Annotated in this window: 19 protein-coding genes and 1 pseudogene; 14 read left to right on the top strand and 6 right to left on the bottom strand. The window is 63.4% G+C overall.

Annotated elements, in window-relative coordinates; genetic code table 11:
* The first annotated feature begins 233 nt into the window (after positions 1-233).
* From ABIA45_RS00340 to ABIA45_RS00330, 3 genes are read left to right on the top strand one after another with little or no spacing between them, the layout of a single operon-like run.
* Positions 234-488, top strand: coding sequence for a type II toxin-antitoxin system Phd/YefM family antitoxin (locus ABIA45_RS00340; protein ID WP_404650800.1), 255 nt, complete (start codon positions 234-236; stop codon positions 486-488).
* Positions 488-895 (top strand): type II toxin-antitoxin system VapC family toxin, encoded by a 408-nt coding sequence (locus ABIA45_RS00335; RefSeq protein WP_404650799.1) that lies wholly within the window; start codon positions 488-490, stop codon positions 893-895. Before ABIA45_RS00340 ends, ABIA45_RS00335 begins: the two co-directional genes overlap by 1 nt.
* Positions 892-1,989, top strand: coding sequence for a tyrosine-type recombinase/integrase (locus ABIA45_RS00330; protein ID WP_404650798.1), 1,098 nt, complete (start codon positions 892-894; stop codon positions 1,987-1,989). The genes ABIA45_RS00335 and ABIA45_RS00330 overlap by 4 nt, the downstream gene beginning before the upstream one ends.
* 22 nt (positions 1,990-2,011) lie before the next feature.
* Here ABIA45_RS00330 and ABIA45_RS00325 read toward each other — a convergent pair whose 3' ends face one another.
* The 6 genes from ABIA45_RS00325 to repA form a co-directional block, all read right to left on the bottom strand.
* Complete coding sequence (locus tag ABIA45_RS00325; RefSeq protein ID WP_404650797.1) at positions 2,012-2,425, bottom strand: type II toxin-antitoxin system VapC family toxin; 414 nt, start codon at positions 2,423-2,425, stop codon at positions 2,012-2,014.
* Positions 2,422-2,676, bottom strand: a complete 255-nt coding sequence (locus ABIA45_RS00320; protein ID WP_404650796.1) for a type II toxin-antitoxin system VapB family antitoxin — start codon at positions 2,674-2,676, stop codon at positions 2,422-2,424. Before ABIA45_RS00320 ends, ABIA45_RS00325 begins: the two co-directional genes overlap by 4 nt.
* A gap of 71 nt (positions 2,677-2,747) precedes the next feature.
* Positions 2,748-3,365, bottom strand: a complete 618-nt coding sequence (locus tag ABIA45_RS00315) for a hypothetical protein (protein WP_404650795.1) — start codon at positions 3,363-3,365, stop codon at positions 2,748-2,750.
* A 79-nt stretch (positions 3,366-3,444) separates the two neighbouring features.
* A complete protein-coding gene (repC, locus tag ABIA45_RS00310; RefSeq protein ID WP_404650794.1) occupies positions 3,445-4,767 on the bottom strand; it encodes a plasmid replication protein RepC in 1,323 nt (440 codons plus the stop codon).
* Positions 4,768-4,936: 169 nt separating this feature from the next.
* Positions 4,937-5,956, bottom strand: coding sequence for a plasmid partitioning protein RepB (repB, locus tag ABIA45_RS00305; RefSeq protein WP_404650793.1), 1,020 nt, complete (start codon positions 5,954-5,956; stop codon positions 4,937-4,939).
* Positions 5,957-6,028: 72 nt separating this feature from the next.
* The gene (gene repA, locus ABIA45_RS00300) at positions 6,029-7,216 is read right to left on the bottom strand and encodes a plasmid partitioning protein RepA (protein WP_161532284.1); all 1,188 of its coding nucleotides are present in this window, start codon (positions 7,214-7,216) and stop codon (positions 6,029-6,031) included.
* Between the two features lie 413 nt (positions 7,217-7,629).
* On the opposite strand from repA, the pseudogene traI reads away from it, so the two are divergent.
* The 11 genes and pseudogenes from traI to trbH all read left to right on the top strand — a co-directional run bounded on the left by traI (position 7,630) and on the right by trbH (position 16,484).
* Positions 7,630-8,255: pseudogene (gene traI, locus ABIA45_RS00295) on the top strand (acyl-homoserine-lactone synthase TraI).
* A 5-nt stretch (positions 8,256-8,260) separates the two neighbouring features.
* A complete protein-coding gene (trbB, locus tag ABIA45_RS00290; RefSeq protein ID WP_404650792.1) occupies positions 8,261-9,229 on the top strand; it encodes a P-type conjugative transfer ATPase TrbB in 969 nt (322 codons plus the stop codon).
* Positions 9,219-9,587: a TrbC/VirB2 family protein gene (locus tag ABIA45_RS00285; protein ID WP_404650791.1), complete on the top strand. Its 369-nt coding sequence runs from the start codon at positions 9,219-9,221 to the stop codon at positions 9,585-9,587. The genes trbB and ABIA45_RS00285 overlap by 11 nt, the downstream gene beginning before the upstream one ends.
* Positions 9,580-9,879 carry a conjugal transfer protein TrbD gene (locus tag ABIA45_RS00280; RefSeq protein ID WP_404650790.1) on the top strand — a complete coding sequence of 100 codons (300 nt, stop codon included), beginning with the start codon at positions 9,580-9,582 and terminating at the stop codon, positions 9,877-9,879. Before ABIA45_RS00285 ends, ABIA45_RS00280 begins: the two co-directional genes overlap by 8 nt.
* 9 nt (positions 9,880-9,888) lie before the next feature.
* On the top strand, positions 9,889-12,339 hold the full coding sequence (locus ABIA45_RS00275; RefSeq protein ID WP_404650789.1) for a conjugal transfer protein TrbE: 2,451 nt from the start codon (positions 9,889-9,891) through the stop codon (positions 12,337-12,339).
* The gene (trbJ, locus tag ABIA45_RS00270) at positions 12,311-13,108 is read left to right on the top strand and encodes a P-type conjugative transfer protein TrbJ (protein WP_404650788.1); all 798 of its coding nucleotides are present in this window, start codon (positions 12,311-12,313) and stop codon (positions 13,106-13,108) included. The genes ABIA45_RS00275 and trbJ overlap by 29 nt, the downstream gene beginning before the upstream one ends.
* Positions 13,105-13,290: an entry exclusion protein TrbK gene (trbK, locus tag ABIA45_RS00265; protein WP_404650787.1), complete on the top strand. Its 186-nt coding sequence runs from the start codon at positions 13,105-13,107 to the stop codon at positions 13,288-13,290. Before trbJ ends, trbK begins: the two co-directional genes overlap by 4 nt.
* A 16-nt stretch (positions 13,291-13,306) precedes the next feature.
* Positions 13,307-14,467: a P-type conjugative transfer protein TrbL gene (gene trbL / locus ABIA45_RS00260; RefSeq protein ID WP_404650786.1), complete on the top strand. Its 1,161-nt coding sequence runs from the start codon at positions 13,307-13,309 to the stop codon at positions 14,465-14,467.
* A gap of 42 nt (positions 14,468-14,509) precedes the next feature.
* A complete protein-coding gene (locus ABIA45_RS00255; RefSeq protein ID WP_404650785.1) occupies positions 14,510-15,172 on the top strand; it encodes a conjugal transfer protein TrbF in 663 nt (220 codons plus the stop codon).
* 17 nt (positions 15,173-15,189) lie between these two features.
* Positions 15,190-16,029: a P-type conjugative transfer protein TrbG gene (gene trbG, locus ABIA45_RS00250; protein ID WP_404650784.1), complete on the top strand. Its 840-nt coding sequence runs from the start codon at positions 15,190-15,192 to the stop codon at positions 16,027-16,029.
* 2 nt (positions 16,030-16,031) lie between these two features.
* Positions 16,032-16,484, top strand: a complete 453-nt coding sequence (trbH, locus tag ABIA45_RS00245) for a conjugal transfer protein TrbH (RefSeq protein WP_404650870.1) — start codon at positions 16,032-16,034, stop codon at positions 16,482-16,484.
* Positions 16,485-16,489: the final 5 nt, after the last annotated feature.

The following is a 16,489-nucleotide window of genomic DNA, read 5'->3' as shown; positions in this document are numbered from 1 at the left end:
GCCTGTCGGTGGATAATAACGAGCGATAATGTTGCCTTATCGTTCGTTTTCGGTTTCAGAGCCCAGAACCCGGAAAAACGTGCTCCAGAGAGCTCTCGACCGCTGAGAGCCCGGCACTGGCTGTCGATCTTTTTCGTCCGTCGAGGGGTCGGCACGGCAAGGGGCCCTATCCTTGACCTCTACCAGGCGCCTTCTATAGTATAGCTAGCCTGTCTAGCTAGGAACGCACAAAAATGGAATGGCCGCTGCAGGACGCCAAGAACCAGTTTTCCAAGGTGGTGCAGAAGGCCCGCCTCGAAGGCCCGCAGGTCGTCACTCTGCGCGGGATGCGCGCCGCGGTGGTGCTGTCGGCCGCCGATTACGATGCGCTGCGCTCCGGGCGGCCGACTTTGGTCGACGACTTGCTGGCCGGGCCAAGCTGGGATGACAAACTGGTCGAGTCAGTAGCGCAGCGCGCCGAGACCCCCAGCCGCGACGCGGCCTTCTGATGTATCTCATTGATACCAATGTCGTTTCCGAGGCTCGGCGCGGCTCTCCAGAGGCAACCGGCTGGCTGCGCTCGGTCGATCCGGCGAGTGTCCACCTGAGCACCCTCACCCTCGGCGAGATCATGCGCGGCATCGCGCTGAAGCAGAAATCGGACCCCAAGGCGGCCGGCCATCTGGCCGAATGGCTGCGCAAGCTGCGCCACGACCACGCCGACCGCATCCTGGCGGTGACCGACCAGATCTCCGTCGAGTGGGGTCGCATCGCCGCGATCCGACCGCGCGGCGACATCGACGGGCTGATCGCCGCCACCGCGATCGTCCACGACCTCATCCTCGTCACCCGCAATGTCGGGGATTTCGAGGATACCGGCGCAACGGTGATCAATCCCTGGGACGACTCGGCATGAGCAGCCCTCCAGCGACCGGTTCGGAACCGCTGGCGGCCGCGGAGATCGACACAGATCCTGCCGCCGCAGCAGTCCCCTCCCCTCTTCCGGCACCCAAAACCGGCCTGCCGGCGCATCTCGAACGGCTTGCCGATCGCGCCCGCGACTACGTCGACGCGGCGAGCTCGGCGAACACCCGCCGGGCCTATGCCTCCGACTGGAAGCACTTTTCCGGATGGTGCCGGTGCCAGGGCCTTGAGGTGCTTCCGCCCTCCCCGCAGACGGTCGGGCTTTACATCACAGCCTGCGCTTCGGGCGCAGCGACGGCCGATCGCCAGGCGAATTCGGTCGCCACGATCGAGCGCAGGCTCTCGGCCCTGACCTGGAACTATGCCCAGCGTGGGACGCCGCTGGACCGCGCGGACCGGCATATCGCAACCGTGCTCGCCGGCATCCGTAACACCCATGGCGCCCCGCCCCGGCAGAAGGAAGCGGTGCTGCCGGAGGACGTCATCGCCATGCTCGAGACGCTCGATCGCGGCACCCTGCGCGGCCTCCGAGACCGCGCGATGCTGCTGCTCGGCTTTGCCGGCGGCCTGCGACGCTCCGAGATCGTCGGCCTCGACGTCCATCGCGACGACACGCAGGATGGCCAAGGCTGGGTCGAGATCCTCGACAAGGGCATGATCGTCACCCTGCGCGGCAAAACCGGCTGGCGCGAGATCGAGATCGGCCGGGGCTCGTCCGACGCCACCTGCCCGCTCGTTGCCTTGCAGACCTGGCTGAAGCTCGCGCGGATCGGCCATGGACCGCTATTCCGCCGGGTGACCGGCCAAGGCAAAGACGTCGGACCGGATCGCCTGAACGATCAACAGGTCGCCCGGCTGGTCAAACGCGCAGCGCTGGCCGCCGGGGTGCGGGCCGACCTGACCGAAGGCGAACGGGTAGAGAAATTCGCCGGGCATTCGCTGCGCGCCGGCCTCGCCTCCTCGGCCGAAGTCGACGAGCGCTATGTCCAGAAGCAGCTCGGGCACGCCAGCGCCGAGCAGACCCGCCGCTATCAGCGGCGGCGCGATCGCTTCCGGGTCAATCTCACCAAGGCCGCCGGTCTCTGACGCCGTTCCCGACCATGGCGCCCTAGAAGTCCCATGGCGAAATCAATTCGAGCCCGGTCGAGCCAAAATCACTGAGATTTCTCGTGGCCAATCGGCCGCCATTGACGCGGGCGACGGCTGCGATCATTCCGTCAGGTGCCGACATCGGTTGGCCACGGCGTGTCGCGTTCCCCATAATATCGCCATACGCCAGCGCAGCCTCTTCCGTCAGGCCGAAGATCCGATCGGCGAAGCGTTGCCGCCAATCCAACAAGCCACGTTCAAGGCGCTCGGCGCGTTGATCGGGCCTGATTTTCTCAATTCCGAACGCAATTTCGGCGATTGTGACCGTGGGAAGCGCAAGCTCTGCATCGTGCCGGACCAGCCAAGCGATAACCGCGTCGTCGGGCGCCTTCCTCAAAGTCTCGGAGATCACATTGGTGTCGAGAAAGATCAAAGCTCGGGTCCGCTGTGGGGTTGTCGGCCTTCGCGGATAATCGCGTCGAGGTCGATATCGGTATCGGTATCGGCGCCGGACCTAAGACGGGCGTAGAACGCCGCCGGTGGTTCACGCCCGGCCGCACGTTCCTCGTAGGCTTCGAGCGCACGCTCGACGACGTCCGCGATCGAGCGGTTTTCCCGACGCGCAAGGCGATGGGCAAGATCTCGTGCCTTGGCACTGCGGACTGAGAGTTGCGGTTCGGCCATATACGACTCCTTCTTGGAGTATATAGGCAGGAAGGGCTTGCCATCAAGCTGGCAGCTGGTGGCTAGCCAGCTTAGGCACCCAGGCTTGGTCGACGCGCCAACTCAGGTGAAGCGCGCATGTTGCTCATCACCTCCCTCATCGCCATTCGCAGCTCGTCCTGGGCATCATCCAGTCCGACATGGCCGGTATAGGCCGCGAGTGCCGCGAATTTTAGGGCGGCTAACATGGCGGCTTCGCTGCCCAGCTCGCGTGAGACCTGCTTCGCCGGATGCTTCTCCAGCACCGAAAGAGCAGACTGGGTGATCGTTTGCCCGATCTCGCCGATCAGATCGTCGAACACGGCAAGCTCAAGATCATCCTCAGAGCGGCTCGGCCGCGGCACAGGCGGGGTGTTTCGGACGGCAAGCGTCACTTCGCCCACCACCTCATCCACCAGGCCAACGATCTCCCCGGCGCGCGCGTCGAGCTCGTCCCATGGGATACACCGTGTCCCGAGGCCTTCCTGAGTCCCATGCTCGGCCGGGGTCCGCGCCGCGATCCGGGCGTTAATCGTGAGACCGGAGCGATCATCGCCAAAGATCGTCATGATCCGCACCCGCGCCGGGCGGTCGCTGAGGCGGCGCAGTTCCTCGGCCCGTTCGAGGGCGGATGCGATCGCGCCGCCGACTGATGTCGTGTCTCTGGTCAAGTCGCCCTCCCCGGTCTCTGCCCGAAAACCGTAGCCGAGTCGTCTTCAACGACGGAGTCCTTCCTGGCGCCGTTTCGGGTCATTTCGGCCTCCTGGCAATTGAGGCGCGTAATTCGGCGCTGGCCTGGTAGGCGCCGGTTTGCGTGGGCTTCCCCCCGAATCTGGCGGGACCACCCGCGGGCGGCGGGGTTGGCTTCGAGCCGTCGAGCTTGGCGCGCAGCAAGGCCATGATCATCGGCCAGACGGAGAATTTGCCGTCCTTGGCACGGTCGGTCAGGCTTCGCAGATAGCCGCCGGCGCTGTTGATCTGGTCCGCTTTCTGGTGGATCGCGGCCAGGGTAATCGCGGCCTGTTGGTCACCCAGCACCTCCCTGGCCTCGCGCCAGGCGCTCGGGCTGATCCCCAGCATCGGCCGGGCAAGCTCCGCCGCGGCCACCAAATCCTTCCAGTGCCGGATTTCACTGCCTTTGCTCAGCCAGCGCATGTTGGGACAGGCATCCAGCACAATTCCCAAGGGGAGCTCACGTTTCGGCAAGCTCCGCAGGTTGTGGTTAGCCGCGGCGTTGCCACCCGCTTCATCTTCCTTTGGTAGGCCTCGTTCAGATTCAGATGGAAGGTCTGGATTTGAATTCTGTATGTGGCAACCAGAATGGGACTCATTGGCGTCCGGATTCTGTGTTTTAGCAAAGGTTTCCAACAGCTCACGGATCTCGCGCCAGAGCTTCTCCATCTCGCCGCCGAGGCTTTCCAGTATCTGCCGTGGGGCAGTCCGGGGAATCCGCCCGGCGATCTCCTGGTAGGCCTGCTGAAACCGCTTCCAATTTCCCGGCACGCCCTCGTCAAGCCCGGCGTCGATCATCTTCACGATGTCCCGGCGCAGGATGGTGAGGCGCTCTTTGGCAACGCGGAACGCCTTCTTCTCGGCCTGCACGGCACCCGCGAGCGTCTTGTACTCCTCGGCGCGGGCCACGATCGGGGCCAAGTCGAAGCCGTAGGCTTGCTCGATCTCTCCGCCCTGCCCTTTGCGCGCATAGCGTTTGCCGTTCGGGCTGTCCCTGCGAATGATCAAACCGCAGTCGACCAGGACGGCGAGATGCCGGCGCAGCGTCGTCGGCGGCATCCCGTTGGCCCGCGCCATCAGCTGCTCGTTGGAGGGCCAGACGACCAACTCGCCGTCGGCCTCGAGCGCGGTCTCAGGATGGAATGACAACAGCGCATGCAGGATCGTCAGCGCACGGTCGGTCGCGCCGAGAACCTGGCGCGCCTCCTTGATGTGCTGAAAGACGTGCCATTTGTGAACAATGGCCGTCTCTGGCTTCGCCTTCGCGGCCAGCTGGCTTGAAATCATGCCAAGCGTCATTGGCCGCCGCCCAAAGGGCGTCGTTGATAAGGGTGTCTGCATTGTTCTTCACCTATCGTTAGGCAAAAGAAGTCCGCCCTCCAAAACGAGCGCATGACTGCGGCCGGTTGGGCTTGACACCGATTCGCGGAAGTGGGATTCTGTCAGTCGCCAAACGTAACAGAGAAGGGCTTCCGGAACCTCGTTTCGGGGGCCTTTTTCTTTTGCTGGGTTAGTCTCCTGTCTCCTGTGGAATCGACCCTCTGCGGAACGCCTCGTAGAGTTGATCGAGGTTCTCCGAGAGATACTCGCCGAACGCACGGGCGTCAGACGTCTTGGCCTTGAGCGCCAGTGTGAACTTCTTCCCTTCGGCTGAAATCTCCGCCGAGAGTGCGCTGTCCGGGGGTGTCCAGTTTCGCCTGCTCGGCTGGTTCTGCTTGCGTGTCGGCTTTGACCTCAATTTGCGGACCAGAAAGTCGAACCGCGCATCGCTCGACAGCGCGGAAAAGGCGTCGTCCCGAATGGTCTCGAGAGCGCGCTCCTGGATTGCCGGACTATCGAGCAGCAGCTTCAACTCATACCAGCGATCGCGGCCGACGTTCTTCGCTTGGCCTATGGCCTCCAAGATGGGGGAGGGCAGGCCTGCGACCGACAGCATCTTTGAGAGTGTCGTTCGGTCGATCGAGAGCGCGCTCAGAATGATTGCATTGTCGTCGTCGTAACGGAGACGCACAACGTCGGCGGCGAAGAGGGCGCGATCGATAAACGGGACGTCCGCACGCGCGGCGTTCTCCTGACCGAGCGCAAGCACATGCTCTCGATCCTCGATGTCCTTGACGACGGCGCGCACCTTTCGGCCAAGGGCCCGAGCGACTTTCCAGCGGCGATGTCCGAAGACCACCATGTACCGGCCGGCCGACTTCGGATTCGGCCTGACCAAAATAGGGGAGTCCTGGCCGCGCTCGCGGATCCGCTCCAGCAGCTGGTTGAACTCGGCCTCATCGTCAGCACGACGATCGCGGACGAACGAAGCGTCGATCAAGTCGGGCTCAAGCTCGACGACCGTTTCACCCTCGACGAGCTTGTCGGCCTTAGCCGCAAGCTCGTCGAGCGACTTAAGGAGCGAGCGAGACGCGCCCTTGGCCGCATAGTCGGACACCGGACGGGACGGCCGTTTGTGATCGGCGGCGACGTCGTCAAGCGCGTGCCGCTGATCGTCAAGAATGTTGGCGAAGGGGTTTTTACGAGCCATGACCAAACCTCCCATTTCGCCTTAGGCTCTTGAAGTCGCAGAGATTTTCGGCGGTTTTGACTGCGGTCAACATTACAGACGCCCCCACGCCCGGTGGATGAGCGCCTGAATCTCGAAATTCACCGCGTCGAGTGCCTCAATGGCACGATCATAGGTGTCCCGATTGAAGCTGCCGCGTTCGACCTCATACAAGGTCTGCTTCGTCAGTCCTGCGTCCGAGATGGCAGTCGACTTCAGCATGGGGTTCTTGAGGATCTCCTCAGCGAGCATCGACTGCATGAAGCCCAGCATTTGAGTTTGCGGAATATCCGTGGGCTCGAATCGGGTGATCAAATATCGAAGCCAGTCGATTTTGACGGGCGCGCCCTTCTCCCGGATTGCCCTAACGAAGTTTCCGAGCATCAGCAGGAACTGGCTCATGGACATAAGGTCCAGCATCTGCGGATGGACGGTAATCAGAACAGAGCTGGAAGCGGTCAGCGCTGTCAGCGTCAGGAAGCCCAGTTGCGGCGGGCAATCAACTACGACGACATCGAATCGATCGTCTACTTCCTCAAGCGCGCGGCCGAGGCGTTCATAGAACCGCTTCCCCTCGTTCGAGCCCTGCATCGAGAGCGGCGTGTCGTACTCGTATTCCTGAAGCTCGAGGTTTGCCGGGATGATCTCAAGCAAAGGGAAATTGGTCGGCAGAATGACGTCGGCAACCGGCCGACGCTTTTCGTCGTACCGGATCGCGTCGTACAGCGACGGATTCCGATCGAGCTCCGGCTGAAAGCCGTGAAGCGCCGAGAGCGAGGCCTGCGGATCGAGGTCAATTGCGAGCACACGATGCCCGGTCAGGGCGAGATGCTGGCTCAGATGGGCGGCCGTCGTGGTCTTCCCAGAGCCCCCCTTGAAATTAACGACAGCGATAACCTGGAGCTTCTCGCCGGGCTTGCGGGAGGGGACGTATTTCTTCGCGTCTGACCGTCCGTTTTTGTCGAGATAGTGCCGCAGCTCCATCATCTGTTCCGCAGTATAGAAGCGCCTTCCACTACCTGCGATAGTGGGCTCCGGACCTTTCTTTTCGAGATGTAGTCTTTTGAGGTTGTTCGGGCTGACGCCGAGATAGTGTGCGACTTCCGACATCGGGAACAGACGTAGCGTCTTCTTCGCGTCCGGAGGAAACTTCTCCAGGCGAAGCTGATCGAGCTTCCTCGAGATCTCGTCGCCCTGTGCGAGGATTTTCTCGTCAAACTCGAATGTCGGGAGCAGGCCCATCCTAATCCACCCCACCTAGAAAATAGCGCCATAAACAGCAAAACGTGCCGGTCAGGCGCCAGTATGGGAGATTCGGCCTGTGTGGCAAGTCCTTTAAGGTTAACAATATCTTAACGGCTATTCTCAGCCGCGCAGAACGAGCGACCGATTCGTTCGGATTCGTCCAATCTTATCGAGGACTTACGAAGCGCTCGTGGAGCGCGGCCGCGTGGTTTTCTGCCCCGTTAATTCTACAGTCAAAGCGACCCTTTTTGCCTCGACTAGAGCTGCAAGCCGACCAAATCCGACGCCGAAGGCGCGACTCACCGCGACTCGGGCCTCGCCCGGCCCCCCGGTAATTCACCAGAGCGTACGAGCCGCCGCGCCGTGCTGACTTGCCTCCGTTCACGCGAACGCGACGGAGGATTCGACGAATGCGGGCAATTGCGATCGATGCCAACGAACACGGCGGATTGGGGTCACTGGTCGATGAGATGCATCAGTTGCGCGCCCGGGTGTTCGCCGGCCGGCTCGGTTGGCAAGTCAAGATCGAGTGCGGTCGCGAGCGCGACGAATACGATGCGCTCAACCCGACCTACATCCTGGCCCTGACGGACCTCGGCGACGTCGCAGGCTGTGCCCGTCTGCTTCCGACCTCGGGCCCGACCATGCTGTCGCGAACCTTCCCGCAACTGCTCCCGGGCGGCCGGTTACGAAGCAATTCGACCATGATCGAGAGCTCGCGCTTTTGCCTCGACACGCGCGTCGGGAAGAGGAGGGGAGGCCGGTTCCTGCACGAAGCCACGCTGACGATGTTCGCGGGGATGATCGAGTGGTCGATGTCGAATGGCTTCGGCAGATCCCCACGGCAACGGACGTGCGCTTCGAACGCATCCTGCAACGGGCGGGCTGGCCGATGACGCGCCTTGGCGGCGTAAAGCTCATCGGCGAGACCATGAGCGTCGCCGGCATCCTGCCGGCCGACCAGGCAAGCTTCGAACGGGTGTGCCCGCCTGGCTATCGGTCCGACCTGCGGCACCTTCAGCGCGTCGCTGCGTGAGCGATATGGCCGAACTTCGTTCACATCCGCGGCTCGTCCGCAAACTCCAGGATGCGCTTGGCGACCAGATATGCGCCGCGCTCGATGATCCGGCGGTCGTCGAAGTGATGCTCAATCCGGATGGCCGGTTGTTCATTGAACGACTAGGCCAAGGGATGACAGCTGCCGGGACCATGCTGGAGGCGACCGCCGAGATCATTATCGGCAGTGTCGCGCATGCGCTGCAATCGGAGGCCGACGACGAGCGTCCGATCATTTCGGGGGAATTGCCGATCGGCGGTCATCGCTTCGAAGGTTTGCTGCCGCCCGTCGTCGGCGCCCCTACATTCACGATCCGAAAGCGGGCTTCGCGTCTCTTCAATCTCGAGGACTACGTGACGCAGGGCATGATGACGGCCGACCATCTTGCGGTCATCCGCAACGCCATCGCTTCGCGCCTGAACATCGTGGTGTCGGGCGGCACGGGCTCAGGTAAGACAACACTCGCCAATGCCGTGATCGCGGCGATCGTGGCGCACGCGCCTGAACACCGCCTGGTCATTCTGGAAGACACGGCCGAGATCCAGTGCGCGGCCGACAACGCCGTCTCGCTTCACACCAGCGACACGGTCGATATGGCGCGCCTGCTCAAGAGCACGATGCGGCTACGGCCCGATCGCATCATCGTCGGAGAAGTACGCGACGGCGCGGCACTCACGCTGCTCAAGGCCTGGAATACCGGCCATCCCGGCGGCATCACCACCATTCACGCCAACAGCGCTTCTTCGGCGCTGCGCCGTCTCGAGCAGCTCACAGCCGAAGCCAGTCAACAGCCCATGCGCCAGGTCATCGGCGAGGCGGTCGATCTGATCATCTCGATCGAACGAACGGATCGCGGCCGCCAGGTCCGTGACGTGCTCCATGTCGAGAGCTTCTCAGCGGGCCAATACCAAACCCAATCCTATGCCCCGAAGGAGGAACGCCATGTCGCATAACCGCATGATGATTGTAGGCGCGAGCGCCGCGTTGCTCGCGCTCCTGATACTCGACCCCGCCTTTGCGTCGACCAGCGGCGGCGGCAATCTGCCTTGGGAGAGCCCGCTTCAGCAGATCCAGCAGTCCATCACCGGCCCAGTGGCCGGCTTCATTGCGCTGGCGGCCGTGGCGGTTGCCGGCGGCATGCTGATCTTCGGTGGCGAGCTGAACGACTTCGCGCGACGCCTCATGTATGTCGTGCTCGTCGCCGGCATTCTCCTCGGCGCCACACAGATCGTGGCTCTATTCGGTGCGAGCGGCGCGTCGATCGGTCATATCGCACCCACGGCGCTGGCAGGGGACCTCGGCCATGGCTGAGGTCGGCGCCAATCTTCGACGCAATCGTATCCATCGCGCGCTGTCGCGGCCGAACCTGCTGTTCGGCGCTGACCGCGAGCTCGTGCTGTTGACAGGCCTTGCCGCCGTCATCCTGATCTTCGTCGTGCTCACCTGGTACGCGGCGCTCCTCGGCGCAGCGATTTGGATCGTCGTCGTGGCAGCGCTGCGGATGATGGCCAAGGCGGACCCAATGATGCGGCGAGTCTATGCCCGTCACATCTCCTATCGACCTCACTACCGGGCAACCTCGACGCCCTGGCGTCGCTACTGAGGTCCGCTCATGGTCGCGCTGCGCTCCTTCCGTCACTCCGGCCCGTCCTTTGCTGATCTCGTGCCTTATGCCGGGCTCGTTGCGAACGGGATCGTGCTGCTGAAGGACGGCTCGCTGATGGCGGGCTGGTATTTTGCCGGACCGGACTCGGAGAGCTCGACCGATCCCGAACGCAACGAGGTCTCGCGCCAGATCAACACCATCCTGGCGCGCCTCGGCTCAGGCTGGATGATCCAGGTCGAGGCAGTGCGCGTGCCGACCACGGATTATCCTGCGCGACAGGACTGCTACTTTCCCGACCCGGTGACGCGGGCGATCGACGATGAACGCCGCAGCCGGTTCGAGCAGGAGAGGGGACATTACGAGAGCCGCCACGCGATCATCCTGTCCTGGCGGCCGCCGGAGCGGCGGCGCGCCGGTCTCGCGCGCTACATCTATTCCGATGCCGAGAGCCGATCGGCGTCCTATGCTGATACGGCGATCGAGAGCTTCCGCACTTCGGTCCGCGAAGTCGAGCAGTACCTCGCGAGCGTCCTGTCCATCCGGCGCATGGAAACGCGCGAGATTGAGGAGCGCGATGGCACGCGCAGGGCCCGCTACGATGAACTGTTCCAGTTCATCCGCTTCTGCATCACCGGCGAGAATCACCCGATCCGCTTGCCGGACATCCCGATGTACCTCGACTGGCTGGCGACGGCCGAACTTCAGCATGGTCTGTCGCCCACAGTTGAGAACCGCTTTCTCGGCGTGGTGGCGATCGACGGCTTTCCGGCCGAGAGCTGGCCGGGGATCCTCAATTCGCTGGATCTGATGCCGCTGACCTATCGCTGGTCGTCGCGCTTCATGTTCCTCGACGATCAGGACGCGCGGCAGAAGCTCGAGCGGACCCGAAAGAAGTGGCAGCAGAAGGTCCGCCCGTTCATCGACCAGCTCTTCCAGACGCAAAGCCGCTCGATCGACCAGGACGCGGCCGCCATGGTGGCGGAGGCCGAGGACGCGATCGCGGAAGCTTCTTCGCAACTCGTTGCCTACGGCTATTACACCCCGGTCATCGTTCTGTTCGACGAGAGCAGCGCGCGCCTGCAGGAGAAGGCCGAGGCGGTCCGTCGCCTGATCCAGGCCGAGGGTTTTGGCGCGCGCATCGAAACGCTGAACGCGACGGAGGCCTTCCTCGGAAGCCTGCCGGGCAATTGGTACGCCAACATCCGCGAGCCGCTCATCAACACGCGTAACCTCGCCGACCTCATCCCGCTCAATTCGGTGTGGTCGGGCAATCCGACCGCGCCATGCCCGTTCTATCCTCCCGCCTCCCCGCCATTGATGCAGGTCGCATCCGGCTCCACACCCTTCTGGCTGAACCTGCATGTCGACGACGTCGGTCATACCCTCGTGTTCGGGCCGACTGGCTCCGGCAAGTCGACGCTGCTCGCGCTGATCGCAGCGCAGTTCCGCAGGTATGCCGGCGCACAGATCTTCGCCTTCGACAAGGGCCGTTCCATGCTGCCGCTGACGCTGGCCGCCGGCGGCGACCACTACGAGATCGGCGACGATGCCGACGGCGCGGCGCCGCTCGCCTTCTGCCCATTGTCGGACTTGTCCACGGACACCGATCGCGCCTGGGCGGCCGAATGGGTGGGGACGCTCGTCGCCGTGCAAGGCGTCCTGATCACGCCCGACCATCGCAACGCCATCTCGCGGCAGATCGGCCTGATGGCCGAGGCCCGTGGACGATCGCTGTCGGATTTCGTGTCGGGCGTGCAGATGCGCGAAATCAAGGACGCCCTGCATCACTACACCGTCGACGGCCCAATGGGCCAACTGCTCGATGCCGAGAGGGACGGCTTGCAACTCGGCTCGTTCCAGACATTCGAGATCGAGCAGCTGATGAATATGGGCGAGCGCAACCTGGTCCCGGTTCTGACATACCTGTTCCGGCGAATCGAGAAAAGGCTGTCTGGCGCGCCGAGTCTGATCATTCTCGACGAGGCCTGGCTGATGCTCGGCCATCCCGTCTTTCGCGACAAGATCCGCGAATGGCTGAAGGTGCTGCGCAAGGCCAATTGCGCGGTGCTGCTCGCAACGCAGTCAATCTCGGACGCCGAGCGTTCCGGCATTATCGATGTGCTGAAGGAGAGCTGCCCGACGAAGATCTGCTTGCCGAATGGCGCCGCGCGCGAGCCCGGCACGCGCGAGTTCTACGAGCGTATCGGCTTCAACGAGCGGCAGATCGAGATTGTCGCGGCAGCTAGCCCCAAGCGGGAATACTACGTCGCCTCGCCCGAAGGCCGTCGCCTCTTCAATATGGCGCTCGGACCCGTCGCGCTCTCCTTTGTCGGTGCGTCCGGCAAGGACGACCTGAAGCGCATCCTGGCGCTGAAGAAGGCCGAGGCCAATTGGCCCGTTCACTGGCTCAAGGAAAGGGGGATCGGCCATGCCGAGACGCTTCTCGCAAATTCGTAACGCGCTCTTCGCCGCCATCATCATCGGATCGCCGACGGCCGGTCCGGCGTTCGCCGGCGCCGCAGCCGGCGGCGCCACCGAGTTCACGCAAATCCTCAATAATGGCGAACTGGTCAGCCTCGTCGGCCAGTCGACGACGCAGATCAACAACCAGATTCAACAAATCTCGCAGCTCGCCCAGCAGATTCAGAACCAGCTAAAGATCTACGAGAACATGCTGCAGAACACCGCACGGTTGCCGTCGCATGTCTGGGGGCAGGTCGAGAACGATCTCAAGCAGCTGCAGAACGTCGTCAACCAGGGCCAGGGCATGGCGTTCTCGATGGGCAACATCGATGACGTGCTCAAGCAGCGCTTCCAGAGCTACGCCCAGTTCAAGACCAATCTGCCCAACGGCGCAAGCTTCGCCTCGACCTATCAGACCTGGTCGGCGACCAACCGCGACACGATCTCGAGCACGCTGCAGGCGGCGGGTCTCACTTCCGAGCATTTTGCGACCGAGAACTCGACGATGGCGCAGCTTAAGACGGCCTCCGAGAGCGCCGACGGCCAGATGAAAGCGCTGCAGGTCGGCCACGAGATCGCCGCGCAGGAAGTCGCCCAGATGCAGAAGCTGCGCGGTCTGATCGCACAGCAGACCACCATGATGGCGACCTGGTTCCAGTCCTCGCAGGCGAGCAAGGATCTGTCGCAGGCGCGACGGGAGCAGTTCTTCAACGCGACCTCGCCCGCGACCTCCGGCGGTCAGACCATGGAGCCGCGCTGGTGAGAGTATCGATCATCATCGTCGTTGTCATCGTGATCGGCGCCTGCGCCGCAGGGGCTTGGCTGTTCCTTGCGCCGCGCACGCCAGTGCCGGGACAAGGGACTGCGTCGCGGGCCAGCGACGTCTTCAAACCGCCGCAGGACTACAAGACGTCCGGCGGCCAGCAGATGAAACCTCGTTGGTAGGAGAAGGGGGCAGGGGGTGCGTGGGATTAAACCGGGGCTCGTTCTGATCACTACGATCGGCATCGTCGTTGCTGCGCATCCCGCATGGGCGCAGCAGGACGGCAGCATTCTCACGGCGCTGGAAAATTCGGTGACGACCGCCGCCAAGGGCTGGCAGTCAACCGTTATGCAGGCGGCCAAGTCGTTGTTCTGGATTCTCGCTGGCATCGAGGTTGGCCTTGCCGCAGTCTGGCTCGCCGTTCAGACTGCAGCCCTCGATGCGTGGTTCGCCGAGATGGTGCGGCGGATCATGTTCATCGGCTTCTTTGCCTTCGTGCTCGACCAGGGACCGAATTTCGCGAAAGCGGTCGTCGACAGTCTGTACCAGATCGGCGCCGGCGGCGGCTCGGCGTCGCCGGCGGATGTGTTCAACGCGGGTCTCAAGGTGGCCTCCGCGATGTCGCAGAATGCGCAGTTCGGCCTGTTCCAGGACAATGCGCTCGCGATTGCCTCGGTGTTCGCCATGGTGATCGTGGTGATCTCCTTCTCGCTGGTCGCGGCGATCTTCGTGGCTGTCATGGTCGAGATGTATGTCGGCCTGCTCGCCGGCATGATCATGCTCGGTCTCGGCGGCTCGTCCTTCACCAAGGATTTTGCCATCCGCTACCTCGTCTATGCCTTCTCGGTCGGCATGAAGCTAATGGCGCTGGTGATGATCGCCAAGATCGGGTCCGACGCCTTGCTGAACCTCGCCAATCAGACGGGCACCGGCAAAGACGCCTTCGTCGGGACGCTGGCGATCGGGGGCATCTCCGTCGTCGTCTTTATCATCTCGATGTACGTGCCGAGTATCGTACAGGGCGTCGTGCAGGGCGTCTCCGTCGGCAGCGGCATGGAGGTGGTGAAGCATGCGGGACAGGCGGCGAGCTTCGCGGTCGGCGGCGCCGCCCTCGCGGTTGGAGGCGCGCGGGCAGGGGCGGCCGGGTTCAGTTCCGCGCGTGCCGACGGCGCCTCGTTTGGCGCGGCCGCCCTCAAGGCCATGACGCAAGGCATCGGCACGGCGGGCGGCGCGCTCGCCTCCGCCGCGCGCGACCAGGCCATCGGCGCGCCGGGCTCCTTCGGCACGTCGACGCTCGGCCTTGCCAACGCCAAGCTCGATCAGAGTGTTGCCCAGAAGAAATCGACCAACAAGCCGTGAGCGACCCGACCCGACAGATGATGAATGGAGATTCTTTCCCGAATGGCTGCGCCTAATCCGCCCAACAATCCCTATCTTGCCGCGCGTCAGGAATGGAACGAGCGCTACGGCTCCTATGTGAAGGCGGCCGCGGCCTGGCGCACAGTCGGCATCGTCGCCATGGTCATGGCGGTGATGGGCTTCGCCTATGCGCTGTTTCAGAGCACGCAGGTCAAGCTCGTTCCCTACATCGTCGAGGTGGACAAGCTCGGCACCGCCGCGAGCGCCGGCTATCCGCAGCAAATCGAGTATGCAGATCCGCGGGTGGTGCGCGCGACGCTCGGAAGCTTCGTTGCAAACTTCCGATCGGTCACGCCCGATGCGGTCGTGCAGAAGCAGTATATCGACCGCACCTACGCGCTGCTGCGGACCTCCGATCCCGCCACGCAAAAGATCAATGATTGGTTCCGGAGCAACTCGCCGTTCGAGAAGGCCAAAACGACGACTGTCGCCGTCGAGGTCAACAATATCGTCGCCCTATCCAACCAGTCCTATCAGATCGACTGGACCGAATTCGAGCGGGACAGGAAGGGAAAGCAAACCGGCGAGCACCGCTATCGCGGCATCGCCACTGTCACGCTGACTCCGCCCCAGGACGAGCAGACCATCCGGCTCAATCCGATCGGCCTCTACCTCCGTGATTTCGACTGGACAGCGCAACTATGAAAGGGGCGGGGACGCAGATGCACCTAAACACAACAAGACTTCATGCATGCAGTGTTCTCGCGGTATCCGCCTGCGGCTTGCTGCTTGCCGATGTCAGCGCGCACGCGCAGCCGATGAGCGCCAAGGAGCGAAAGGGCACGGGCATTTCGAGCCAATGGCGCGGATCGACCGGCCTTGTGACGCGCGGCGCGGACGGCAAGGTCGTCTTCCTGTTCGGCGAGGTCCAGCCCTCCGTCGTCTGCTCGCCGCTCGAGGTTTGCGACATCGAGCTCGAGGCCGGTGAGGTCGTGCGCGATGTGCTGGTTGGCGACACCGTGCGCTGGAAGATCGAACCGGCGACGTCTGGCGCGGTCGGCGGACAAGCCATCCACCTGATCGTCAAGCCGTCGGAGCCAGGGCTTGTCACCTCAATGGTGGTGACGACCTCGCGGCGGACCTATCACATCCAGCTGAAGTCGAATGCGACCCAATACATGGCGCGCGTCGGCTTCGAATATCCGGAGGCTGTCGGCAGCCGGCTCGCGGACGTCAACGCGCGTATTGGCGCTGAGGTGATTCCGGGCGCTGGCGTGCCCGCCGAGCAGTTGAGCTTCGCCTACAGCGTGAGCGGCAGCGCCTCCTGGCGGCCGACCCGCGTCTACAGCGATGGCTTGAAGACCTATATCCAGTTTCCATCATCGCTCTCCGGACAGGATGCACCGGTCCTGTTCGTGGTGTCGGGCGGCCAGAACCGCATCGTCAACTACCGGCTGAAGGGCGATATGATGGTGGTCGATTATCAGATCGACACCGCCATTCTGGTCTCCGGCGTCGGCTTTTGGAACCAGGACAAGGTGACGATCCGGAGGGGAGGATGACCATGCGCGCGGCCTCCTCGATGCGTCAGCTCCTCCTTCTCTCCCTGCTCGGCCTGTCGCTCGCCGGCTGCGCCTCGTTCGGCGGCAGCGCTCTGGTCGCGAGTTCGGCGCCATCAGATCTGTCCGGTCCCGCGGCCTCGGCGATCGCCGGCGACATGGTGACGAAACTCGCCGAGCAGGTCGGGCCCGGCTCTGGCACGATCATCCTGAAGCCCGACGGTACGCCCTTCGGCCAGGCGCTGGAGACATCTCTCAAGAGTTGGGGATATGCAGTGGCGACCGATCAGAAGACCAAGGGCGAGAAGACCATTCCACTCGCCTATGTGATCGAGTCGTACAACGGTCAGGTCCTGGCGCGCTTGTCGACCGGCAGTATCGAGCTCGGCCGCGCTTATAGCGCAACCGCCGCTGGAGCATCGCCGGCCAGCCCGCTCTCCGTCATGCAGCGCGGGTAGGGGAG

The sequence above is a fragment of the Bradyrhizobium sp. USDA 336 genome, assembly GCF_044908355.1.
GTDB lineage: Bacteria > Pseudomonadota > Alphaproteobacteria > Rhizobiales > Xanthobacteraceae > Bradyrhizobium > Bradyrhizobium yuanmingense.
The sequence above is the reverse complement of the archived record's forward strand: the minus strand, read 5'-3'. Positions and strand labels throughout refer to the sequence as shown.

Bases quoted from the DNA above. Each gene is read 5' to 3' on its own strand.
- repC (WP_404650794.1), bottom strand. From the start codon at position 4,767: ATGCAGACACCCTTATCAACGACGCCCTTTGGGCGGCGGCCAATGACG.
- ABIA45_RS00335 (WP_404650799.1), top strand. From the start codon at position 488: ATGTATCTCATTGATACCAATGTCGTTTCCGAGGCTCGGCGCGGCTCT.
- trbG (WP_404650784.1), top strand. From the start codon at position 15,190: ATGCACCTAAACACAACAAGACTTCATGCATGCAGTGTTCTCGCGGTA.
- repA (WP_161532284.1), bottom strand. From the start codon at position 7,216: ATGGGCCTGCTCCCGACATTCGAGTTTGACGAGAAAATCCTCGCACAG.
- trbJ (WP_404650788.1), top strand. From the start codon at position 12,311: ATGCCGAGACGCTTCTCGCAAATTCGTAACGCGCTCTTCGCCGCCATC.
- ABIA45_RS00285 (WP_404650791.1), top strand. From the start codon at position 9,219: ATGTCGCATAACCGCATGATGATTGTAGGCGCGAGCGCCGCGTTGCTC.
- ABIA45_RS00340 (WP_404650800.1), top strand. From the start codon at position 234: ATGGAATGGCCGCTGCAGGACGCCAAGAACCAGTTTTCCAAGGTGGTG.
- trbH (WP_404650870.1), top strand. From the start codon at position 16,032: ATGCGCGCGGCCTCCTCGATGCGTCAGCTCCTCCTTCTCTCCCTGCTC.
- trbB (WP_404650792.1), top strand. From the start codon at position 8,261: ATGGCCGAACTTCGTTCACATCCGCGGCTCGTCCGCAAACTCCAGGAT.
- ABIA45_RS00255 (WP_404650785.1), top strand. From the start codon at position 14,510: ATGGCTGCGCCTAATCCGCCCAACAATCCCTATCTTGCCGCGCGTCAG.
- ABIA45_RS00275 (WP_404650789.1), top strand. From the start codon at position 9,889: ATGGTCGCGCTGCGCTCCTTCCGTCACTCCGGCCCGTCCTTTGCTGAT.
- ABIA45_RS00280 (WP_404650790.1), top strand. From the start codon at position 9,580: ATGGCTGAGGTCGGCGCCAATCTTCGACGCAATCGTATCCATCGCGCG.
- ABIA45_RS00320 (WP_404650796.1), bottom strand. From the start codon at position 2,676: ATGGCCGAACCGCAACTCTCAGTCCGCAGTGCCAAGGCACGAGATCTT.
- ABIA45_RS00330 (WP_404650798.1), top strand. From the start codon at position 892: ATGAGCAGCCCTCCAGCGACCGGTTCGGAACCGCTGGCGGCCGCGGAG.
- repB (WP_404650793.1), bottom strand. From the start codon at position 5,956: ATGGCTCGTAAAAACCCCTTCGCCAACATTCTTGACGATCAGCGGCAC.